Below are 20,808 nucleotides of genomic sequence, written 5' to 3'. Positions count from 1 at the left end.
ACTCGCGCACTGCGCCTGTTGCACGCGGATCGCGGCCGTCGCTGGACGGCCGCCGACCTGGCCGCCCAGGCCGGCATGTCCCGCGCCGCCTTCGCCAGTCGCTTCACGGCACTGGTCGGTGAACCTCCCAGCGAAAAGCAGCAGCACGAGCCCCCTGTGAGCTGCCTCACCCATTGCTTCCTGCTCGGCGCACGAACTGCCTGACCAGCGCCCCTCCCACCCGTCCGACGCCGCTCGTTGGCCGGATACGTCAGTAATCTGTCATTGCAGCCAGTGCGACATCCGATACAGGCTGTGACCGTGTTGGAGCGACGTGTTGTTGTGGTGGTGTACGCGGGTGCGATGGCCCTGGACATCACCGGACCGATTGAAGTGTTCGATACCGCGAACCGGCTCCTGGGCCCCTCGGGCACCCCCTACCGGACCGAGTTCGTCTCCGCCGACGCACCACTGGTGCGCATGAGTTCGGGAGTGGTGGTCGAGGCATCGCCACTGGAGGCGGGGCAGGGCCCGATCGACACGCTCCTCGTGCCGGGCGGATGGAGTCTCGACAACGCGCTCCGGGACCAGGTGCTCGTGTCCTGGATCGGCCGGGCAGCAGCCCGGTCGCGCAGAGTCGCTTCCGTATGCGGCGGATCCTTCCTGCTCGCCGAGGCCGGTCTCCTCGACGGCAGACGCGCCACCACGCACTGGGCGTACAGCGAGGCGATGGCGTGCCGCTATCCGGATGTGACGGTGGACGCCGAGCCGATCTTCGTCTGGGACGGCCCCTTCGTGACCTCCGCGGGCGTGTCGACAGGCATCGACATGGCGCTGGCTCTGGTGGAGGCCGATCACGGATCGGCGCTCGCGCTGGAGACGGCCCGGTTTCTCGTGCTGTTCCTCAAGCGGCACGGAGGACAGTCCCAGTACAGCGCCGTCCTCGACGCCCAGTTGGCCGACCATCCGCCGATCCGGGCAGCGCAGGAGTGGATCCTGGACAACCTGGACAACCCGCTGCCCGTGGCCGAGATCGCGCGGCAGGCCAACATGAGTCAGCGCAACTTCGCCCGGGTCTTCCGGCGCGAGGTGGGCACGACACCCGGCCAGTACGTCGAGCGGACTCGTATCGCCCGGGCACGCGAACTGCTGGAAACCACAGACCTGACGATCAGCCAGATAGCCGGCCGCTGCGGATTCGCCGCCACCGAGACGTTCTTCCGCTCCTTCGGACGAACGCTGGGACTCACCCCCAAGGAATACCGGCACCGCTTTCAGGTCATCTCGCCATCCGGCCTCATCGACCGGCACCACGAGAGGGAGGGGAGCCCCGCATGACGACCACGGCCTCGGAATCGGGCGAGGCAGAAACGGTACGCCTGGTCGACTACGTGGCCCGGGAACTGGCGAGGGCCGGCGTCACCCACATGTTCGGCGTCGGCGGCGCGAACATCGAGGACCTGTATGACGCGGTGCACCGCGGCGGCGCTGTCCGCGGCATCGTCGCCAAACACGAGTTCTCTGCCGTCACCATGGCCGACGGCTACGCACGTACCACCAGGCGCCTCGGCGTTGTCGCGGCCACCTCGGGCGGCGGGGCGATGAATCTCGTGCCGGGTCTGGCAGAGGCGTACGCTTCCCGGGTGCCCGTGCTGGCCCTGGTGGGCCAGCCGCCGACCGGCCAGGAAGGGCACGGGGCGTTCCAGGACTCCAGCGGCAAGGCGGGCTCCTTCGACGCACGGGAGGTCTTCGCGCCCGTCTCCCGGTTCTGCGCGCGGGTCGACGATGCGGACTCGCTCACGGAGTTGCTGCCCCGGGCAGTCGCGGCGGCACAGGCGGATCCGCGCGGGCCGGCCGTGCTGCTACTGCCCAAGGACGTGCAGCAGGCGTGGATCCAGGTGCCCGCCCGCGGCGTGGCCGTGTCACCGGCCGGCCGTGCGACGGCGTCCGCGGCACGGCTCGACACAGCAGCCGTCAGCGCCGTGTCGGACGCCCTTCGCGGGGCTGGTCGCGTCCTCGTCATCGCCGGTGAGGATGTTGCCGCCGACGACGCGCGTGGGGATCTGGCCGAACTGGCCCAGCGCCTCGGGGCATGGGTGGCGGTCACCCCGGACGCCAAGGACGTCTTCGACAACCGTGATCCCCGGTTCGCCGGCGTGGCCGGGGTGATGGGCCACGCCAACGTCGAGGACTGTCTGCGGCGGGCCGACGTGTGCCTGCTGGTCGGTACCCGACTGCCGCTCCTGGCACGTGGCGGACTCGACCGGGCCCTGGCCGACACCGACGTCGTCTGCCTCGGCCCCGAACCGCCGTTCGTGGCGGGCACCACACTGGGTGGAAACCTGCGGGACGCGCTGCGCGCGGTGACCGCCCGACTGCCGTCGCACCCACGTCCCTGCCCGCCGCACGCCGGCCCCCTTCCCACGCTCATGCCGGGCCCGCACATTCGGGCCCGGGAGCGAACCGTCCCCCATCCCCAGGCGGTCGCCGCCGTGGAAGCGGCACTCCCCCAGGACGCGCACGTCTTCGTGGACGCCGGCAACGCGGGGGCCAGCGCGGTCCATCTCCTCCCCGCACCGCGCCACGGCCGCTTCGTGGTGGCGGTCGGCATGGGCGGCATGGGCTACACCTTCGGTGCCGGCATCGGCGCCGCGCTCGCCACCGGCCGACGCACCTACGTCCTCGCCGGCGACGGGTCCTTCTTCATGCACGGGATGGAAGTGCACACCGCCGTGGAGTACGACGCACCCGTGACGTTCGTGATCTTCAACAACAACGCCCACGCCATGTGCGCGCTGCGCGAGGAGCTCCTCCAGGGCGGCATACGCAGCGACGACCTGTTCGCCCGGACCGACCTGGCCGCCGGAGTGGCCGCCGCCTTTCCGTCCCTGGAGGCCACGGGAGCCGTCGATGCGGCGCAACTGCGCACGGCACTGCTGCGCAGCAATGCGGGCCGCGGCCCGGCGTTCGTGGCAGTGGCCTGTGATCCGCGGGAGATCCCCCCGTTTCTTCCCTTCCAGTCCTTCACCGAAGCCACCGAGAGCAAGGAGGGTTCAGATGAGCGAGGAGTCGTCCACGTTGGCTGACATCCCCGGTCTGATCCGGATCGAGAACGCCGGCAAGGAGGAACTGACCGCCCACTGCATGGAGCTCACCCACGCGGTCTACCCCCACCATCAGGTCTACGGGCAGTACTGCACCATCCACGAGTACGTCGACTGCCCCCCGGAGCAGGCCTACGACTATCTGAGCCGGGGGCACCATCTGGAGGAGTGGACCTGCAGCCTGCGGGACTTCGCGCCCACCGGCACACCGGGACTGTGGGTCGGTCACGACCGGCTGGAGGACGACACCAGGATCTACTGCAAGGTGCTCGCGAACCCCGAGGCCATGACCGTGGACTACCACTGCTCCTGGGACCAGGGCGAGAAGCTGTGGATGATCTACCTGATGCGCGTCGTACCGGCCCGCCTGGTGCTCGACAAGCCGGGATCGGTGATCACCTGGACCAACTGCCGGCACCCCTACTACGACGCCAACCCGCACCCCGACTCGGCTCCCCGACCGGACCGGCCCTGGGTGGGCGACTACTGGGACCTGTTCTACGCGGGGCACACGGTGGAGATGAACAACCTCAAGGCCATCCTGGAACACCGCCACCGCAACGGCCTGCCGGTCAGTTCGGCGCCGGCGAGGGCGGTGGCGCGGTGACTGCCGTCAGCCTCACCGATGTCGCGAGCTACCTGCCCGGCGAGCCGGTCCCCGCGGAGTTCTACACCGACTACCCCGGGGCCGAGGACAAACTCCGCAACCATCCCATGTTCAAGGTCCCGCCGTTACGGCACCACGTGGCCTCGGACGAGACCAACGCAGACATGATCGAGCGTGCCGTTCAACCCCTGGTCGAACGGCACGGCAGGACCGCGATCCGAGGCGTCGACGTGCTGTTGGTGCACAGCCAGCTGCCGGACCTGCCGTTCGTCGGCGCCGGCACCGAGGTGGCACGCCGGTTGGGCCTGAAACCGGAGTGGCTCGTCGACGTGGCCAACGCGGGCTGCGCCTCCTTCGTATACATGCTGAAGCTGGCCCGGCAGATCCTCACCACCACCGACGCGAAGACCGCGCTGATCTGCAACGCGCAAAGCGCCGCCGGACAATGGTTCACGCAGTCCGAGGTGCGCAGGCTCGCCCAGGCGGCGATCCCGGGCGACGGGTGCGGTGTCGCGTTCGTGACGAAGTCGGCGAAGTCGCCGGTCCTCGACGTGGAGACCCGGCACATCGGCGAGTACGCCGGCGAGATGACCGTGGCGGTCGCGGACGGACGCAAGTACTGGGAGCCGGGAGAGTCCCAGCTGCGGATCGGGTTCACCGACGCAAGCGTCGCCAAGGTCCTCGCACGCGGCAACCGCCTCGTCCCCGAGGTGGTCATGGACCTGTGCCGGCGGCTCGGCGTGGCGAGCACCGACATCGACGTCCTCATCACCAACCAGCCCAACCGCACTTTCCTGCGGAACTGGCGCGAGGCGCTGCAACTGCCGGCCGAACGGCACCTGAACACCTTCGACGAATGCGGCAATCTGTTCGGGGCGGCGATCCCGGTCACCTTGGACCGCGCGCTCGGCTCCCGGCAGGTGGCGGACGGCGACCTGATGGTGCTCGGGGGATTCGCCCACGCCGGCGACTTCGCCGGTGCGGTCGCGGTTCGCTGGCACGGCGGACGGGACTGAGCCATGGACGTCCCCGTACTGCACCGACTTGCCCTGAACGAGAGCCCGTACCCCCCACTGCCCTCGGTACGCGCGGCCATGCAACGGGCCGTCGCCCAGGCCCACCGCTACCCGCAGTTCCACCCCGACGACCTCACCGACCGGATCGCCGCGTGGTGCCGGGTGGCCTCCGACCGCGTCGCGGTCGGCAGCGGATCGGTCGGCGTGGCCCTGCAGTTGCTCCGGGCAGTGGTCCGGCCCGGCGACACAGTGGCCTACGCCTGGCGCACGTTCGACGCCTACCCCCTCCTGGCCGCCATGGTCGGCGCTCAGCCTGTCCCCGTCCCCCTGTCGCCGGACGGACACCAGGATCTGGACGCCCTGCTCGTGGCGCTCGACCACCGCACCCGCGTCGTGGTGCTGTGCAATCCGCACAACCCCACCGGAAGCCTGGTCACCGCCGACGCGCTGTCGGCGTTCCTGAGCCAGGTCCCCCGACACGTCACCGTGCTCCTCGACGAGGCGTACGTGGAGTTCGCCCGCGACACCGACCTGCCGGACACGTCCGCGCTCCTGGACGCACACCCCAACCTGCTGGTCCTGCGCACCTTTTCCAAGGCGTACGGCCTCGCCGCACTGCGGGTCGGCTACGGACTCGGCGCCCCCGACCTGGTGGAGCGGATCCGTCGGCAACAACTGCCCTTCGGGATCAACGCGGTGGCGACAGCGGCGGTGAAGGCCTCACTCCGGGCCGAGAGCGAGCTGCGCCTTCGCGTGGACACCGTCGTCGCCGAACGCGAACGGCTCCGCCATGAACTCGTGACCCTCGGCTGGCGTGTACGCCCCGGCCATGCCAATTCCGTCTGGCTCGCCGCGCCCGATCCGATCGATGAGGGCGCCGCAGCACTCACCGACGCCGGTGTCCAGGCGCGCCACTACCCCGGCGAGGGACTCCGGCTCACCGTCGGCGACCGGAATGCCAACGACACCGTGCTGACCGCGCTGGCGGGACTGCGGATGCACCAGGGTGCGGGGCGGACGTAGAGCACGGCTCTGCGGCGGCCGGGCAGCCGTAACAGCGAACCGGTTCAGCCGAGAGCCCGGCACCGTTTCCCGGCCGCCGGGAAGGAGGAGTGTTCGCCGTCCGGACCGTAAGGAGACAGAACCTAGTCCCGTGTGTCCGCTTGGTGCTCCTCCCCTGCGAGCAGGCCCACCGGACGGCGGCCCGGCGGCTGCTGCGGCTCGGGGCGCACAGGCACCGAGGGCACCGGCCGGTCCACCGGGGCGTCGGCGGTCACGGTCAGCCGTTCCCCGTGATGCAGCAGAACCAGCGGTTCACCTTCGACCAACCGGTAACGTGCATGGGCCGGGCCGATGTCCACCTTCAGCCTGCGTCCACGTACCAGCACCGTGAACGCCACCCTGGACAGCGCTTCCGGCAAGCGCGGTGCGAACGCCAGCAGGTCCGGCTTTCCGTCCTCGCCGATGTACCGGCGCAAGCCGCCGAAACCCGCGACCAGGGCGATCCACGTCCCGGCGAGGGAGGCGATGTGCAGCCCGTCACGGGTGTTGTGCTCCAGGTCGTCCAGGTCCATCAGCGCGGCCTCGCCGAGGTAGGCGTAGGCCAGCCGCAGGTGCCCGGTCTCGGCGGCGAGCACCGCCTGGCAGCACGCCGACAGGGAGGAGTCGCGGACGGTGAGCGCGTCGTAGTAGGCGAAGTTGCGCGCCTTCTGCTCGTCGGAGAAGAGGTGTGGGCACTCCAGCATCGCCAGCACCACATCGGCCTGCTTCACGACCTGCTTGCGATACAGGTCGAAGTAGGGGTAGTGCAGCAGCAGCGGGTAGTTCTCGGGCGGGGTCGCCTCGAAGTCCCAGCGCTGGAAACTCGTGAACCCGGCGGACTGTTCGTGCACGCCGAGGGACTCGTTGTACGGCATCGCCATGCGCGCCGCGGCGTCCCGCCACACGGCGGTCTCCTCGTCGTCGACACCGAGTTCCGCGGCCCGGTCGGGATGACGCGTGGCCACCTCTGCGGCGGCCAGCAGGTTCTGCCGGGCCAGCAGGTTGGTGTACAGGTTGTCGCGGGCGATGGCACTGTACTCGTCGGGTCCGGTGACCCCGTCGATGTGGAACACGCCTGCCGGGTCGTGGTGTCCGAGGGAACGCCACAGCCGAGCGGTGTCCACGAGGAGGTCGAGCCCCACACCGCGCTCGAAGTCCTCGTCCCCCGTCACCATGACGTACCGGCCGGCGGCCATGGCGATGTCGGCGTTGATGTGGAAGGCAGCCGTACCGGCCGGCCAGTAGGCGGAGCTTTCGCCACCGTCGATCGTCCGCCAGGGAAACGTCGCTCCCGACAAGCCCAGCTGGCTCGCGCGTTCCCGGGCCGCAGGCAGCATCTGGTGCCGCCATCTCAGTGCCGACGCGACGGTCTCCGGCGCGGTGAACGTCAGGACCGGCAGCACGTAGGACTCGGTGTCCCAGAAGGAGTGCCCGTCGTACCCGGTTCCGGTCAGGCCTTTCGCGGGAATGGCCCGGTTCTCACCGCGGGCCGCCGCCTGGAGCACGTGGAAGAGAGCGAACCGCACCGCCTGCTGGATCTGCGCGTCGCCCTCGACCTCGACGTCCGCGCCGGCCCAGAAGCGGTCCAGGTACGCCCGTTGCGCGGCGACCAGCCCGTCCCACCCCGTGCTGACCGCGGCCGCCACGGCTCCGTCCACCTGATCGTGCACGGCCGGCAGCGAACGCTCCCCCGACCAGCCGTAGGCCACGAACTTGACCAGCCGCAGCGGCTGCCCGGGCACCAGGTCCGCGGTCACCGTCAGACGGCTGACATCGGGCTCGCTCTGCGCCGTCCAACGAGTGCTCTCGGGCCCCTCGATGAGATGGTCGGCCGCTGCTGCCACCCGCAGTGCGCTGCGGCTGGTGCAGTGCACGAGCCGCAGGCGGGTGTCCTGCGCGAAGTGCTCCTCGGCCTGCAGGGGGGACTCGATCGCCGCGGCCACGCGCGGGTCGCCCTTCAGGCGGGGCAGTTGTTCGTTGGCGACCAGCTCGGACTGCACCGCCACCGTCGTCGGGCCGTCGATCGCCTCGACCACGTACACGATGGCGGCCACCGCGCGTTGGGTGAAGGACACGAGCCGCTGTGACGTGATCCGGACCGTGCGGCCGCCGGGCGATGTCCACCGGGCCGTGCGGCTGAGCAATCCGGACCGGAAGTCCAGAACCCGCTCGTGCGCCACCAGCCGACCGTAGCGCAGATCGCACGGGTGGTCGTCGACCAGCAGCCGGATGACCTTGCCGTCGGTGACATTGATCATCGTCTGGCCGGACTCGGGATATCCGTAGCCCGCTTCCGCGTAGGGCAGCGGATGCCGCTCGTGAACGCCGTTGAGGTAGGCGCCGGGCAGCCCGTGGGGCTCTCCCTCGTCGAGGTTGCCGCGCCAACCGATGTGCCCGTTGGACAGCGCGAACACCGACTCGCTCTGGGCGAGCACGTCCAGGTTCAGCTCGGTCTCGCGCAGGCACCACGGCTCGACCGTGTAGCTGGGATGGGTGATCACCGCGACTGCAGAAGTTCGGCAAGGTCGCGGACGACGATGTCCGCCCCGTGCGCCCGCAGCTGATCCGCCTGGCCCACCCTGTCGACGCCCACGACCACGCCGAACCGTCCCGCTCGCCCGGCCTCGACCCCGGCCAGGGCGTCTTCGAACACCGCGGCCGCGTCCGCATCCGTTCCGAGCACGCGGGCCGCCTCCAGGTAGGTGTCCGGGGCGGGCTTGCCCCGCAGACGGCGCTCGTGCGCCACCACTCCGTCGATGCGTTCCTCGAACAGGTCCTCGATCCCGGCCGCTGCCAGGACGTCCCGGCAGTTCGCACTGGACGACACCACCGCGCAGCGCAGGCCGGCCTCCCGCGCCGCGTGAACGAAGCGGACCGAGCCCTCGTAGGGTTCCACCCCGTCCTCGCGGATCCGGCGCAGCACCAGGTCGTTCTTGCGGTTGCCCAGTCCGTTCACCGTCTCCGCCTGCGGCGTGTCCTGCGGCGTTCCCTCTGGCAGGTGCACCCCGCGTGCGGCGAGGAACGTGCGCACGCCGTCCGCACGGGGCCGCCCGTCCACGTACTCGTCGTAGTCGTCCACCGCGTCGAAGGGCACGAACTCGGTCCCCTCACGTGTCGCGCGCTCGCGGAGATAGTCGTCGAACATCTCCTTCCAGGCGGCCGCGTGCACCTTCGCGGTCCGGGTGAGGACACCGTCGAGGTCGAACAGGCAGGCACGGACACGAGCAGGAAGCCCCAGCATGTCGCCGAGGCTAGGAGGCATCGGCTACCGCTCGCGTCAAACCACCTTCCGGCACGCCGGAAGGCACCCGCTCGGTCGAGGGCCGAGCGGCGTGCCGGGGTGGGCACGGGACGAACCGGGGTGGGCGCGGGACGAAGGACGCGGCCATGGCGCACAGGGGGCCCCTGGCGCGGCGGTGAGGCCGCGCCAGGGGCCCTCAGGCGAGCAGACCGCGTCAGCCGTCGGACTCCGACGACGGGATGTAGGCGCCCGGCACGTCGTTCGGGGCGTAGATCTTGCTCTCGCCGGGGTACGGCTTGGCCCAGTTGTGCGTCTGGTACCACGTGAGGTGGTTCATCTGCGCGGGGTTCGCGTAGTCGGGCACGGCGTGGGGCCCGGTCAGCCGCTGCTTGGACTTCCAGTCCTCCCACTTCGCCGCGAGCTGCCGCTTGTCCGCCGGTACCTTCGACGGCGGCACGGCCGCCGCCTTGGGGTCCTGCGGCGCGGGGGTGTCCACACCGCAGGAAGGCGGGGTCTTCAGACCGTCGGTCAGCGAGGTGCGGTTGGGCAGCGCCGTGAACGGCGTGAAGTCCGGCTTCCTGGTGAACGCCCCGGCCATCGGGCTGGCCGCGCTGTCCTTCTGGTTCATCGGGTGGATCCCGAGGATCTGCTCGATGGTGCGGATCATCGTGATCTGCGAGTAGTAGCGGCTGTCGACGGTGCCGTGCTGGGCCCAGGGGCTGATGATCTGGATCGGGGCACGGTGGCCGTCGACGTGGTCGAGTCCGGCCTGGGAGTCGTCCTCGACGACGAAGATCGCCGAGTCCTTCCAGTACTTGCTGTGCGAGATCTCGTCGACCATCCTGCCGACCGCGAGGTCGTTGTCCGCGACCTGGGCCGCCGGGCTCGCCGGACCACCGGTGTGGTCGTTGGAGAGCCAGAACATGTTCAGGTCCGCCGGACCGTTCTTCTCGAAGTCCTGCTTCCAGATCTCGTACTTGTAGATGTCCGGGACACTCGTGTCGAACATCGGGAAGCCCTGCACCGACACGTCGTTGAGCGACGGGATCGCCGAGCCCGTCTGTATCGGGTAGGCGGTGTTCTGCCCGGTCGCGTCCATGTTCTTGGCGTCGCAGTACAGGTTCTGCCAGGAGGCGTCGGACGGCTTGCCCTCGATCGACTGGAACTCGCCGAAGTCCCGCACGGTCTTGTCCGCCGCCTGCGCACCGGTCCACAGGAAGCCGGACTTCTGGTGGCCGAGGGCGTCGTCCTCGGTGTCGTAGCTGCGCGCGTACTCACCGGCCGAGGACTCGGTGTACTCCGGGTCGTCGGCCTGCATCAGCCAGTTGTGACCCTCGGCCGAGTTCGTGCCGATGTCGTAGGTGTTGTCGTACAGGCCGAACTGCTCGGCCAGCGCGTGCTGGTTCGGCGTCACGTTCTCGCCGAACTGTGTCACCGAGGGATCGCCGTCGCCCTTCGGGACGTCACCGAAGACCTGGTCGTAGGTCCGGTTCTCCTTGACGATCAGGAAGACGTGCTTGATCGTCGAGGGGTCGCCGATCCGCTGCGGGACCGGGACCGGCGTGCCGTGGCTCTTGCCCTTGGCCAGCTTGACCGAGCCGGGGGCCCAGCCGTTCTGCTTGAAGACCTTGGCCGTCCGGGACCTGATGACGCTGTCGTCCGGCAGCGTGAAGCGCTGCACGCTCGACGTGGTGTCGTGGGTACCGTGCCCGGCGCTGTTGGTGGGCCGGCGGGCGTCGATACCACGGGTGTTGGAGACCAGCACCTGCTTGCCGACGGTGGTGATCTCCCCGGGGAAGTAGTCCGTCGGAAGCAGGCCGACGTAGCCGACCGGCTCCTGCGCGCCCTCGTACCGGTAGACGGCGACCGCGTTGGCCCGGCCGAGCGTCACCAGCAGACGACCGTCGTCGGTGAGCGTCACCGCGTTGGGCTCGTAGCCCACCGACGCCTCCGGCCACGGCCGGGTGTCGATGGTCTGCACGACCCTGTCCTTGCCGGTGTCGATGACCGACACGTTGTTGGTGGCGGTGTTGGTGACGAACAGCGCCTTGCCCTTGGCGTACAGGGCCGTCGGGTGCAGACCGACGTCGATGCTCGACGGGGCGGCCTCCGGGTTCGCCAGGTCGATGACACTGACCGTGCCGGTGGTGGTGGCACCGGTCCTCGGGTTGGCCGGAACCCGAGTGCCGTACGAGTTCATGGTGGTGTCGCCCGGCTGGGCCGGACGGCCGCCCTCGTTGCTGACGTAGAGTTTCTCGCCGACCTGGACCATGCCGCGCGGGGCGTTGCCCACGGCCCAGCTCTGCTTGACCGCACCGGTCGCAGCGTCGATGGCGACCACCCGGTTCTGGCCGTTGACCGCCGAGTACACGGTGGAGCCGTCGGACGAGAAGACCGCCTCGCCGACCAGCGCGTGCTTGGACCCGTCCACCGGGATCTTGATCGACGTCGGGTTGGTGACGGAGCCGTCCGGGTTCACCGTGAACCGGGTGTAGCCGTCGGTCTGGCCCAGCCACAACTGCTTGCCGTCGGGCGAGTACGTGGGGCCTTCCTGTCCCACACTGTTGCTGCTGAGGCGCGGGACCGACGACGCGGCGGTGCCGACGACCTGCTGCACCTTCCAGTTCTGCACGTCGACGATGGCCAGCGCACTCCCGCCGTCGGTGACCGAGGCCGCGAGGTGGGTGCCGTCCGGGCTGACGGAGGACGACATGATCTTGCCGTTGTTGATGACGAGGCGGTCACCGTAGGGGGCGATGTACTGGTCGCTGGAGATGACCTGGCCCCGGTCGGTGGCCTGGCCGACCTGGTCGGTGCCGAACTGGTGCGTCTGGGCGTAACCGATGCCGGCGGTAGCGGCGAGGACGACCGCGGTGGCGGCTGCCGTGAGGGTGCTCCGGCGACCGAGTCGTCTGCCGAGAAGACCCGTCTCGGCAGTCCGGCGGTGGCGAGTTACCTGCATGGAGTCATTCCTTCGGGACGCGGAGAAGTTCGACGTTGCCGTCGAACTGCCAAAGTGGGTTCGGTGCGTCGCCGGTCGGGGTCCGCACCAGGAAGTAGCCGTTCACTTCCTTCGGTCCATCGCCATCGGCCATGAACCGCCCGTCTGGGGTGACGTCGAGTTGGTAGATGGCCGTGCCTGCGGCCTCGACGCCGGGGAGATGCCACGAGACGACGCAGCGCCAGTCGTTGCCCGGTCCCTCGGCAGCGACCCTGATGCTGCCCTTGTTGCACGTCGCCGTGGCCTTCAACTGCGCCTCGGTGACGTCGGGGCGGTTGAGCTGCTTCGTCTGCATGCGATAGAGGTGGGCGAACGCCGTGGCCAGCGAGCGCTGCACCTTGTCCTGTTCGACGCCGGAGCCCGTGGCCCCGGTCGTCGCGGCCAGGACCGCGACGGTCACCGCGACCACCCCGGCCAGTGGCAGGACTCCGGCGGTGACCGCGCGGCGCCCCGAGCCGTCGTAGGCGGCGTTGGTGAAGTCGCGCCGCACGAACAGCAGATAGGCCAGCACCGTCGCGATCACCGCCCACACCAGGCTGACCACGATGCCGATCAGGAGCGGGCCGAGCTGACCCGGGCTGGTGAACAGACCGTTCCAGGCGATGAAGGCGTAGCTGGGCAGGGCCAGTCGTACGACGGCGGGAAGCGGCATCATCTGCGCGAGTTGCATCGCCAGCGCGACGCCCGCGGGCAGCAGCAGCCCCATCGGGGAACGTCCCAGCGCGACGGACCCGAGCAGTCCGATCCCGGCGAGCGCCAGCGTCGGGGCGAGTACGCAGATCCAGGCGAGCAGGACCTTGCCTGCCGCGTCCGCAGGCGTCAGCAGGTGGCCGTCGAGGCCGACCAGCGGCTGGTTGCCCACTGCCAGGAGACCACCGGCCGCACCGGAACAGGCCAGCCCGGCCACGAGCAGCAGCAGGACGGTGAGGCTGGCCAGTGCCTTCGCCGCGAAGATCCGCCTGGGCGACCGGACCACCACGAGCAGGTGGCGCCAGGTACCGAGCCGGTCCTCGGAGGCGAACACGTCGCCGGCGACCACCGAGGTCAGCAAAGGGAGTGCCCAACTGCCCGCGAAACCGAGCATCACCAGCGGTCCGGCCCATCCCGTGGCGTGCATCCAGCGGCCGAAGAGCGTGTCGGCAGGCAGCGTGCTCTGCCGGCTCACAGCGGCGACGAAGAGCGCCGGCGCGATCCAGCAGGCGAGGACCAGCAAGCGGATCCGCCATTGTGAGACCAGCTTGACCAGCTCGAAGCGGTAGCCGCGCGAAACCGAGACGGGGCGGGCAGGGGCAACGTTGTCGGCGGCGACGGTCGCGGTCATCGGCGGGTCCCCTCTGGCTCGGTGAGGGCGAGAAACGCGGTTTCGAGCGGCGACACCACGGGTGCGAGCTCGCGCAACGCGATGTCCGCGCGCACGAGTTGCACCACGAGTTCGTCCAGGGCGGGCACCAGCGCGCGCACGACGAGCGCCGCTGTGTCGTGTCGTGCCCCGGCGTCGTCGACGATCCGGATCCCGGCCGCGTCGCCGGCCAGCCGCCGGGCGGCCTGCGGGTCGGAGGTGAGCAGCCGGTAGTCGAGTTCACGGTTCTCGGCGGCCAGCTTGCCGGGCGGGCCGGAGAAGACGACCCGTCCGGTGGCGATGATGGTGACTTCGGAGCACAGTGCCTGGAGGTCGTCCATGCGGTGGCTGGAGAGCACGACACCGGTTCCGTCGGCCGCGAGCCGGGTGAGGACACCGTGCACGTGTTTCTTGCCTGCCGGGTCGAGGCCGTTGGACGGTTCGTCCAGCACGAGCAGCCGGGGCTTGGTGAGCAGGGCTGCGGCCAGCCCCAGTCGCTGACGCATGCCGAGGGAGAACCCGCGGGTCTGGTCATCTGCCACATCGGTGAGCCCGACCTGGTCGAGCACGTCGTCGACCCCCGCCGTCCTCGCGTCGCGGCCGCGGAGAGCGGCCAGCGCGGTGAGGTTCTGCCTGGCGGTGAGCGAAGGGTAGAGGCCGGGCCCGTCCACGAAGCCGGCGACACCGTCGGGAGCGGTGAGCGCCCGCTGGACCGGCGTACCCAGTATCTCGAGGCGGCCGCCGTCGGCGACGGCCAGGCCCAGCAGGAGACCGAGCAATGTCGTCTTGCCGGCGCCGTTCGGTCCGACCAAGCCGTGGATCTGCCCCTGCGCCACATCCAGATCGACGCCGTCGAGCGCGACGACGTCGCCGAAACTCTTGGTGATCCCGCGGGCCCGGACTGCGAGGAGTGTGTCCATGAGTCCCTTCTTTCGAAACCTTCAGGGACCTTAGGGACAGTTCACAACGCAGGTACAGACAGCTGGTTGAACGTCCATGGAACGGATCGTCAAGGCGTCGACAAGTCCGGGTGCACAAAATAGCCGTCACCGAACCAGAGTTGGGCATCCCAGGAGCGCGTCCACGGTGCGGTGCGGTTCGGCGAGGGCTCGGTACTGTTCCTCCGCCTTCTCCTCCAGGACACGCGTGTCGGCTTCGGCGCGGTTCAGGCGGGCGCGCAGCTCGACGACGTCGTCCCGCGGATACGTGACGTCCTTGAGGAGGGCGCCCAGGCGCCGTCGAAGCCGGCCGAAGCAGATGTACTCAGTGGAGCGTGCGGCGCGACCGGTCGGTATGCGCCGACGAGGCGGCGGTTCGGTGGGACGTCGCCCTCACCGGCCAGGGTGGGCATCTTGGCGTGGCGATAAAGGAAGTGCGGGGTTCGAGCCGGTGAGGTACGTTCCTGCCTGTTCGAAGGGGGACCCGAAGTGGCGAAGCTGAACCAGATCATCGCTGTCGAGAAGGGTGTCAAGAGCAAGTCGCTCCAGGACATCACCGCGGCGCACCACAAGGTGCAAAAGCCGGCACTGCTGGCAGGTATCTCGCGTACGTACCAGCCGAAGGACGAGGAGGGCGAGCAACTGCCGCCCGAGTCCACGCGAGTGCAGGTGCAGGCCGAGGACGTGCTGCGGGAGATGTCCGCGTCGCTCACCCGGCTCTTCGACGTCACCGCCACCAAGGACTGGGCGAACTGCACGGCCCGCGCGGACGTCACGGTCGACGGCCGGACGATCGTCACCGACGTCCCGGTCAGCTACCTCCTCTTCCTGGAGAAGCAGCTCACCGACCTGCACACGTTCGTCAGGAAGCTTCCCACCCTCGACGCCGCCGAGTCCTGGTCGCCCGATCCTTCCACGGACTGGTGGAAGACGGACCCGGTTCGCACGATCCGGACCAAGAAGGTCCCGCGCAACCACGTCAAGGCGGAGGCGACCGACAAGCACCCGGCGCAGGTCGAGGTGTACTACGAGGACGTGCCCATCGGGTACTGGACGACCGTGAAGTTCTCCGGAGCGCTCCCGGCACGGCGGGTGAACGAGCTGGTGGAGCGGGTCGAGAAGCTCCAGCAGGCGGTGAAGTTCGCTCGTGAAGAGGCCAACGGCGCCGAGGTGACCGACCAGCGGATCGGCGAGGCGGTGTTCGGCTACCTGCTCGGCTGACGCCGACCACGGGTAGCATCCATGATCGCCCCCGCGTGCGAGCGCAGGGGTGCGCAACAGGCGCGGGCCGGATTGAGGACCGGTTCGCGCGATGAGCGCAAGCTGACACTGAAGTTCAGCCTGAAGAAGCGGTGACAGTGAAGGTTCGAGTCCTTCCCCCGGCACAGCGCCCGCAACGGGCCGGGGTAGCCCAACATGGCAGAGGCAGCCGCGGTCAATCTCAGACTCTCGCTCCAGTCTCAGCATCGCCGCCGATCGCCGGATCGACCGAGGCCGGACGAACGCCGCCGGATGCGAGTTCGACTCTCGCCTGCAGCTCTCTCGTGCTGCGGTAGTTCAAAGGAAGAACACGACGGCATGATGACTGATCCGTCCTCTTAAACGCCGCCGGCGTGCGCAATTGGGTGGCATCCCCAGGGGCCCGGGAGCTGGATACGACTCCCGGGTCCCGCCACGTCCGGCCCCCGTCTCGATGGGTTCGGAACTCCCCGAACACCCGGCTTGCCTGGAGTAGTTGGCCCCAGAACAGCTGCCACCAGTGGTTGACCACAGGGACCGTGGGCCATCCGGATCTTGCCGACGATCTGGGTCCGCCCCGGACGGTCACGAAGCGTGGCAGCCCGGTGAGTCGCCGGCCTACCGGCTTGCCGGGAATGGTGTACGCAAGCCGCTCCGTCGCCGGTCACGGCAGTGTCCAGAACCGGACCGTGACGAGGTAGAAGACGACAGCCCAGAAGGCCATCACCGTCGCTACGACACCGAGGCCTCGGAGGTTGCTCCTTGTCCTCGGTTCGTCCGGCGGTGGTCGCAGCCATCGCCCGAGCAGCGGGTTCACGTAGTAGGGCATGGTCAGGAAGCTCATGAGGAAACTCGACAGCAGGTTGCCCACGAGCAGGCCGATCCAGAGCCGCATGTGCAGCGGGGACAGAGCGAGCGTCAGCAGCACGACGGTCGGGTACAGGCCGACCCAGATGGCGAGGGAGGTCCTGGTCTCGGAGGGCGGCCGCGGTGCCTCCCTGCCGTTGCCCTGGAAGGCGAACCAGCTGCCGAACGAGTTGTCGATCGTACGCAGTTCGAAGTCGCTGAACCTCCGGCCCTCGGCCAGGATCCGCTGCCGTTGGGGCGATGTCAGCCAGGCGTCGAGGTGCTCGGCGCTGTCGTAGCGGTACAGCGTGGTCCATTCCTCCTGGAGCCCCTCGATGGGGCGGAAGAGCTCGGTCCCGCGAAACCCCTCGAACTTGCTCTCCTCCTCGACCATGTGGTGCTGCCAGTCGAGGAAGTCGTCGACCTGGTTCGGGTGGACGCGGTGGGTGACCACCACGGTGACCAGCGGATCCAGTGACTGGGTGCCGCTGCTGACCACCTGCTGGGTCGCCGGACCGTCGAAGTACTTGGCGCCGACGTCGAGAAACGTCTGCCTGGTCCCGCTGTTGATCCACGCCTGCAGATGCGCGACCGAGTCGAACCGGTACACGACGACCCAGTCGGGCTGCAGCGATGTCGGCGGGGAGATCTCGGCACCGAGGAAACCGGGGTAGTAGGCGGCCGCGACGTTGAGATCCTCCTGCCACGACTGGTACTCCCCTTCCCTCCCGGGCAGGACCTTCTGGCCGATGATCGCCGTCGCCGCGGCGGCTACGTTCCTTTCGGGGTTCATGGTGGCTCAACCTGCCGACACCGACTGCTCCACAGGGAGTCGGCCGTAAATGCGTTCCGGAGTCAGCGGCAGCGCACGGTAGCGGACGCCCGTGGCGTCATGCACCGCGTTCGCGAGCGCGGGGGCGACCGGGTTGATACAACACTCCGCCATCCCCTTCGCCCGCATGGGCCCCACCGAATCCGCCGAGCCGACCAGGAGGACCTCGGTACGGGGGATGTCGGCGTAGGTGGGGATGCGGTAGTTCCGGAGGTTCGGGTTGACCATGACGCCGCTGTCGTCCACGTGATGGTTCTCGGTCAGCGCGAAGCCGAGTCCCTGGGCGACCCCGCCCTCCACCTGTCCCCGGACCTGCGCCGGGTTGACGATCACCCCGGCGTCCGCCGCCTGCACGCTGTACAGGATCCGTATCTCACCCGTCACGCGGTGCACGGCGACCCGGAACCCCTGCGTGTTGGAGGTGACGCTCCGGGGCGAGCCGTACGCCTTGCGCGCGGCGGTGAAGCGGATTCCACGCGTCCGGGCCAGCGCGACGAGTTCGGCCAGCGACACCCGCCGGTCCCCGCAGACGACTCCGTCGTCGTCCATGGTGCACATCACGACATGGACGGCCGTGTGCGCCGCGGCGAATTCCAGGATGCGGTCGCGTACGGCATTGGCCGCCCGCAGGACCGCGTTGCCCGCCACGAAGAGGCCCGCGCTCGCGAAGGCACCGGTATCGAATCCCGTGCGGTCGGTGTCGGACTGCACCAGACGGATCCGCGACGGCGTCGTGCCCAGCTGGTTGGCTGCGATCTGGACATGGGCCGTGGAGGTTCCCTCCCCGAACTCGACCGTCCCGACGGCCAGTTCGTAGACGAGGTCGTCGCCCAGGGTGACCCAGGCCTCGGAGAGGTGTTCCGTCGGGGGCGCGGTCTCGTGCAGGGAACTCGCCACGCCCGCTCCGACGAGCCACCCGGGGCCGGGAGGCGGCCGGTCGGCCGTACGGGCCAGGGCGTCGCCCACCAGGTCGATGCACTTGGCCAGTCCGTCCTCAGCGAAGATCACGTCGTCGGGGCCGTCGTGCAGGGCGACCAGGGGCTCACCCGGGCGCACGATGTTGCGCCGGCGCAGTTCCAGCGGGTCGATGTGAAGGGCGCGGGCCAGTTCGTCCATCGCCGACTCCACGGCGAACGCCGGCTGTGTCATCCCGTAGCCTCGCAACGCCCCGCTCGGCACGGTGTTCGTGTAGACGGAGTACGCGTCGTACTTCTTGTTGGGACAGCGGTAGATCATGACGGCGGCTCCGCCCGCGTAGAGCGTTTCGCCGCCGTGGTTGCCGTAGGCGCCGGTGTTCGACACGTTGCGCACCTGGAAGGCGGTGAGCGTTCCGTCGGCCTTCGCGCCGAGCTTGACCGTCAGGGTCATCGGATGCCGTGGCGAGGCCGTGGTGAACTCCTCCTCACGGGTGAACTCGAGACAGGTGGGCCGCCCGGTGTCCAGGGTGGCGAGCGCGACCAGGTCCTCCGTGATCACCTCCTGCTTGCCGCCGAATCCGCCGCCGACGCGCTTGCAGAACACTCTCAGCTGGTCCGGGCGCAGCGCGAACAGGTACTCCAGTTTGACCTTGGCGATCGACGGTGACTGCGAACTGGTACGGACGTTCAGCCGGCCGTCCTGCATCCAGGCGATCGAGCCGTGGGTCTCCAGATGCGCGTGCTGCACCCGCGGTGAGAAGTAGGTGCCTTCGTGGATCACGTCGGCCGCGGCGAATCCCGCGTCGACGTCGCCCATGTGCGAGTGGAGTTCGATCAGGATGTTGTGGACCGGGTCGCGGACGAACGGATCGTGGGAGCCGTGCAGCTGGGGTGCGCCGTCGGCCATCGCCGCCTCGGGGTCGAACACCGCAGGCAGCACCTCGTACTCGACCGTGAGACGCCGGCAGCCCTCCTCGGCCGCCCCGACCGTGTCCGCCAGGACCGCGGCGACGCGCTGGCCGGCGAAGCGGACCGTGTCGTCGAGGATGTAGGTGTCGTCCGGGTCGACCAGGTGGTCGGTGTGGATCGCCGTGGTGAAGCGTCTTCGGGGTACGTCCTCCCAGGTGTAGACCCGGTGCACGCCGGGCACCGCGAGGGCGCCGCTCTTGTCGATCGAGCGGATCCGGGCGTGCGCGTGGGGTGAGTGCAGCACCTTGAGGTGCAGCATGCCGTCGATCCGCGTGTCCATGGTGAACTCGGCGTGGCCCGTCACCACGTCGTGGCCCGCCGGCGCACCGACGCTCGTCCCGACGGCCTTGCCCGGCGCCGCCGTCTCCACCGCGCTGACGCCCTTCACGGCGTCCTCGATCGCCCGGTATCCGGTGCAGCGGCAGAGGTTGCCCTTCAACGCCCGTGGCAGATCCGCCATCTGGTCCTCGGTGAAGGTCGCCGACGTCATGATCATCCCTGCGGTGCAGAAACCGCACTGGAACCCCGGGGCATCCTCGAACTGCCGTTGCAGGGGATGCGGGGCGCCGGGCCGTCCAAGGCCCTCGATCGTGGTCACCTCCCGGCCGTCCGCGCGGAACGCGGGGGTGATGCAGCTGTGTACCGGTGCGCCGTCCAGCCACACCGTGCAGGCACCGCAGTCGCCCGCGTCGCACCCCTTCTTGACGCCGAAGTGGCCGAGTTCGCGCAGGAAGGTGCGCAGGCACTGACCGGGGGCCGGTTCCCGGTCGAATTCCTTGCCGTTCACGAGGTAGCTCATGCCAGGTCCCCAGCCGTGAGTTCGCGGCGGATCTCTTCGGCGAAGTGCCGTGTCAGATGCCGACGGTGGCCAGGGGTCCCGTTGGGGTCGGCGAGCCAGACGTCGGCCGGCAGGGCGTCGATGCTCTGCCGCAGGGTGCGGGCATCGGGCAGCGAGTCGAAGGCGATGCGGACCGGCCGCGTGGTGCCGGCGGTGACGGTGAGCAAGAGATCACTCGCTCCCAGCCGTTGCGTGCCGACGAGGAACACCGTCGAACGGCCGAGCCGGGTCAGCGTGAAACGACGGTGCGCGGTGCGTCTGCGCAGCGCGTGCTCCGGAATGGTGATGCGCCGAAGGATCTCTCCGGGGGCGAGGACGTTGCGATGGTCGCCCGTGACGAAATCGAGGGCGTCGACGAAGCGCGTGGAGCCGTCGGGCGCCCACAGTTCGTACTGCGCCTCCAGTGCGACCGTCAACGTGATCATCGGGCCGGCGGGCAAGGACATGCAGATGTTTCCACCGACGGTCGCCGCGTTCCAGACCTTGAACGAGGAGAGGAATGCCTCACAGCTCTGCCGGAAGAGAATTCCGGCGGTCCAGCCCACCGGCCACGCGAAGGCGTACAGGTCGCGAATGGTGCATGTGGCGCTGATCTCCAGGCCCTCGTCCGTCGGAACGAGAGGCTCCCAACGCAGCGCCGTCAGGTCGATCAGCCGTCGCAGGTCCGGTTGCTCCGTGGAATAGAGCCAAGTTCCGCCTGCGAGCCAGGCGTCGCCCTCGTGCCAGTCCGTGCCCGGCCGCTCGGACGGTCGCCGGACCACTTCGGTGATGGTGTTGAGGTCCATGAGAACCGACCTCCGGGAGTACGGACCCACGGGCCACGAGGGACCGGCTGACATAGACACTCTTGTCGCATTTTATCGCAGTATGCAGATGAAGCCCCGGCCGAAAACAGCTGAAA

General features: G+C 69.3%; 14 protein-coding genes. 6 read left to right on the top strand and 8 right to left on the bottom strand.

The features are described from left to right. Positions 1-237: 237 nt before the first annotated feature. The 5 genes from ACIF83_RS04795 to ACIF83_RS04775 are packed head-to-tail and all read left to right on the top strand — an operon-like array spanning position 238 to position 5,729. The gene (locus tag ACIF83_RS04795; protein WP_393478856.1) at positions 238-1,317 is read left to right on the top strand and encodes a GlxA family transcriptional regulator; all 1,080 of its coding nucleotides are present in this window, start codon (positions 238-240) and stop codon (positions 1,315-1,317) included. Next, complete coding sequence (locus tag ACIF83_RS04790) at positions 1,314-3,065, top strand: thiamine pyrophosphate-binding protein (RefSeq protein WP_393478853.1); 1,752 nt, start codon at positions 1,314-1,316, stop codon at positions 3,063-3,065. The genes ACIF83_RS04795 and ACIF83_RS04790 overlap by 4 nt, the downstream gene beginning before the upstream one ends. Further along, positions 3,037-3,690 carry an SRPBCC family protein gene (locus ACIF83_RS04785; protein WP_393478851.1) on the top strand — a complete coding sequence of 218 codons (654 nt, stop codon included), beginning with the start codon at positions 3,037-3,039 and terminating at the stop codon, positions 3,688-3,690. Before ACIF83_RS04790 ends, ACIF83_RS04785 begins: the two co-directional genes overlap by 29 nt. After that, positions 3,687-4,706 (top strand): 3-oxoacyl-ACP synthase III family protein, encoded by a 1,020-nt coding sequence (locus tag ACIF83_RS04780; protein WP_399723447.1) that lies wholly within the window; start codon positions 3,687-3,689, stop codon positions 4,704-4,706. The genes ACIF83_RS04785 and ACIF83_RS04780 overlap by 4 nt, the downstream gene beginning before the upstream one ends. A gap of 3 nt (positions 4,707-4,709) precedes the next feature. Then, a complete protein-coding gene (locus ACIF83_RS04775; RefSeq protein WP_399723445.1) occupies positions 4,710-5,729 on the top strand; it encodes a histidinol-phosphate transaminase in 1,020 nt (339 codons plus the stop codon). Between the two features lie 122 nt (positions 5,730-5,851). Here ACIF83_RS04775 and ACIF83_RS04770 read toward each other — a convergent pair whose 3' ends face one another. The 5 genes from ACIF83_RS04770 to ACIF83_RS04750 form a co-directional block, all read right to left on the bottom strand. Beyond that, positions 5,852-8,248: a glycoside hydrolase family 65 protein gene (locus ACIF83_RS04770; protein ID WP_399723443.1), complete on the bottom strand. Its 2,397-nt coding sequence runs from the start codon at positions 8,246-8,248 to the stop codon at positions 5,852-5,854. Continuing rightward, positions 8,245-8,988 carry an HAD family hydrolase gene (locus ACIF83_RS04765; RefSeq protein ID WP_393478840.1) on the bottom strand — a complete coding sequence of 248 codons (744 nt, stop codon included), beginning with the start codon at positions 8,986-8,988 and terminating at the stop codon, positions 8,245-8,247. Before ACIF83_RS04765 ends, ACIF83_RS04770 begins: the two co-directional genes overlap by 4 nt. 214 nt (positions 8,989-9,202) lie before the next feature. Further along, entirely contained in the window at positions 9,203-11,950 is a 2,748-nt protein-coding gene (locus tag ACIF83_RS04760; RefSeq protein ID WP_399723441.1) for a bifunctional YncE family protein/alkaline phosphatase family protein, read from the bottom strand. Between the two features lie 4 nt (positions 11,951-11,954). Then, positions 11,955-13,310, bottom strand: coding sequence for an ABC transporter permease (locus ACIF83_RS04755; RefSeq protein ID WP_399723439.1), 1,356 nt, complete (start codon positions 13,308-13,310; stop codon positions 11,955-11,957). Then, positions 13,307-14,248 carry an ABC transporter ATP-binding protein gene (locus tag ACIF83_RS04750; RefSeq protein ID WP_393478833.1) on the bottom strand — a complete coding sequence of 314 codons (942 nt, stop codon included), beginning with the start codon at positions 14,246-14,248 and terminating at the stop codon, positions 13,307-13,309. Before ACIF83_RS04750 ends, ACIF83_RS04755 begins: the two co-directional genes overlap by 4 nt. Before the next feature lie 507 nt (positions 14,249-14,755). On the opposite strand from ACIF83_RS04750, the gene ACIF83_RS04745 reads away from it, so the two are divergent. Further along, the gene (locus tag ACIF83_RS04745; RefSeq protein WP_399723436.1) at positions 14,756-15,487 is read left to right on the top strand and encodes a hypothetical protein; all 732 of its coding nucleotides are present in this window, start codon (positions 14,756-14,758) and stop codon (positions 15,485-15,487) included. 682 nt (positions 15,488-16,169) lie between these two features. On the opposite strand, the gene ACIF83_RS04740 is transcribed toward ACIF83_RS04745, so the two are convergent. Genes ACIF83_RS04740 through ACIF83_RS04730 form a run of 3 tightly spaced genes read right to left on the bottom strand, consistent with a single transcriptional unit; the run spans position 16,170 to position 20,692 of the window. Continuing rightward, positions 16,170-17,144, bottom strand: coding sequence for an antibiotic biosynthesis monooxygenase (locus tag ACIF83_RS04740; RefSeq protein WP_398138015.1), 975 nt, complete (start codon positions 17,142-17,144; stop codon positions 16,170-16,172). A gap of 6 nt (positions 17,145-17,150) precedes the next feature. Continuing rightward, positions 17,151-19,868: a molybdopterin-dependent oxidoreductase gene (locus ACIF83_RS04735; RefSeq protein WP_399723434.1), complete on the bottom strand. Its 2,718-nt coding sequence runs from the start codon at positions 19,866-19,868 to the stop codon at positions 17,151-17,153. After that, positions 19,865-20,692 carry an FAD binding domain-containing protein gene (locus ACIF83_RS04730; RefSeq protein WP_399723432.1) on the bottom strand — a complete coding sequence of 276 codons (828 nt, stop codon included), beginning with the start codon at positions 20,690-20,692 and terminating at the stop codon, positions 19,865-19,867. The genes ACIF83_RS04735 and ACIF83_RS04730 overlap by 4 nt, the downstream gene beginning before the upstream one ends. Positions 20,693-20,808: the final 116 nt, after the last annotated feature.

The organism is Streptomyces sp. NPDC085866 (assembly GCF_044541035.1).
Taxonomy (GTDB): domain Bacteria; phylum Actinomycetota; class Actinomycetes; order Streptomycetales; family Streptomycetaceae; genus Streptomyces.
Note: the sequence above shows the minus strand (reverse complement) of the source record. Positions and strands in the feature narration are given on the sequence as shown.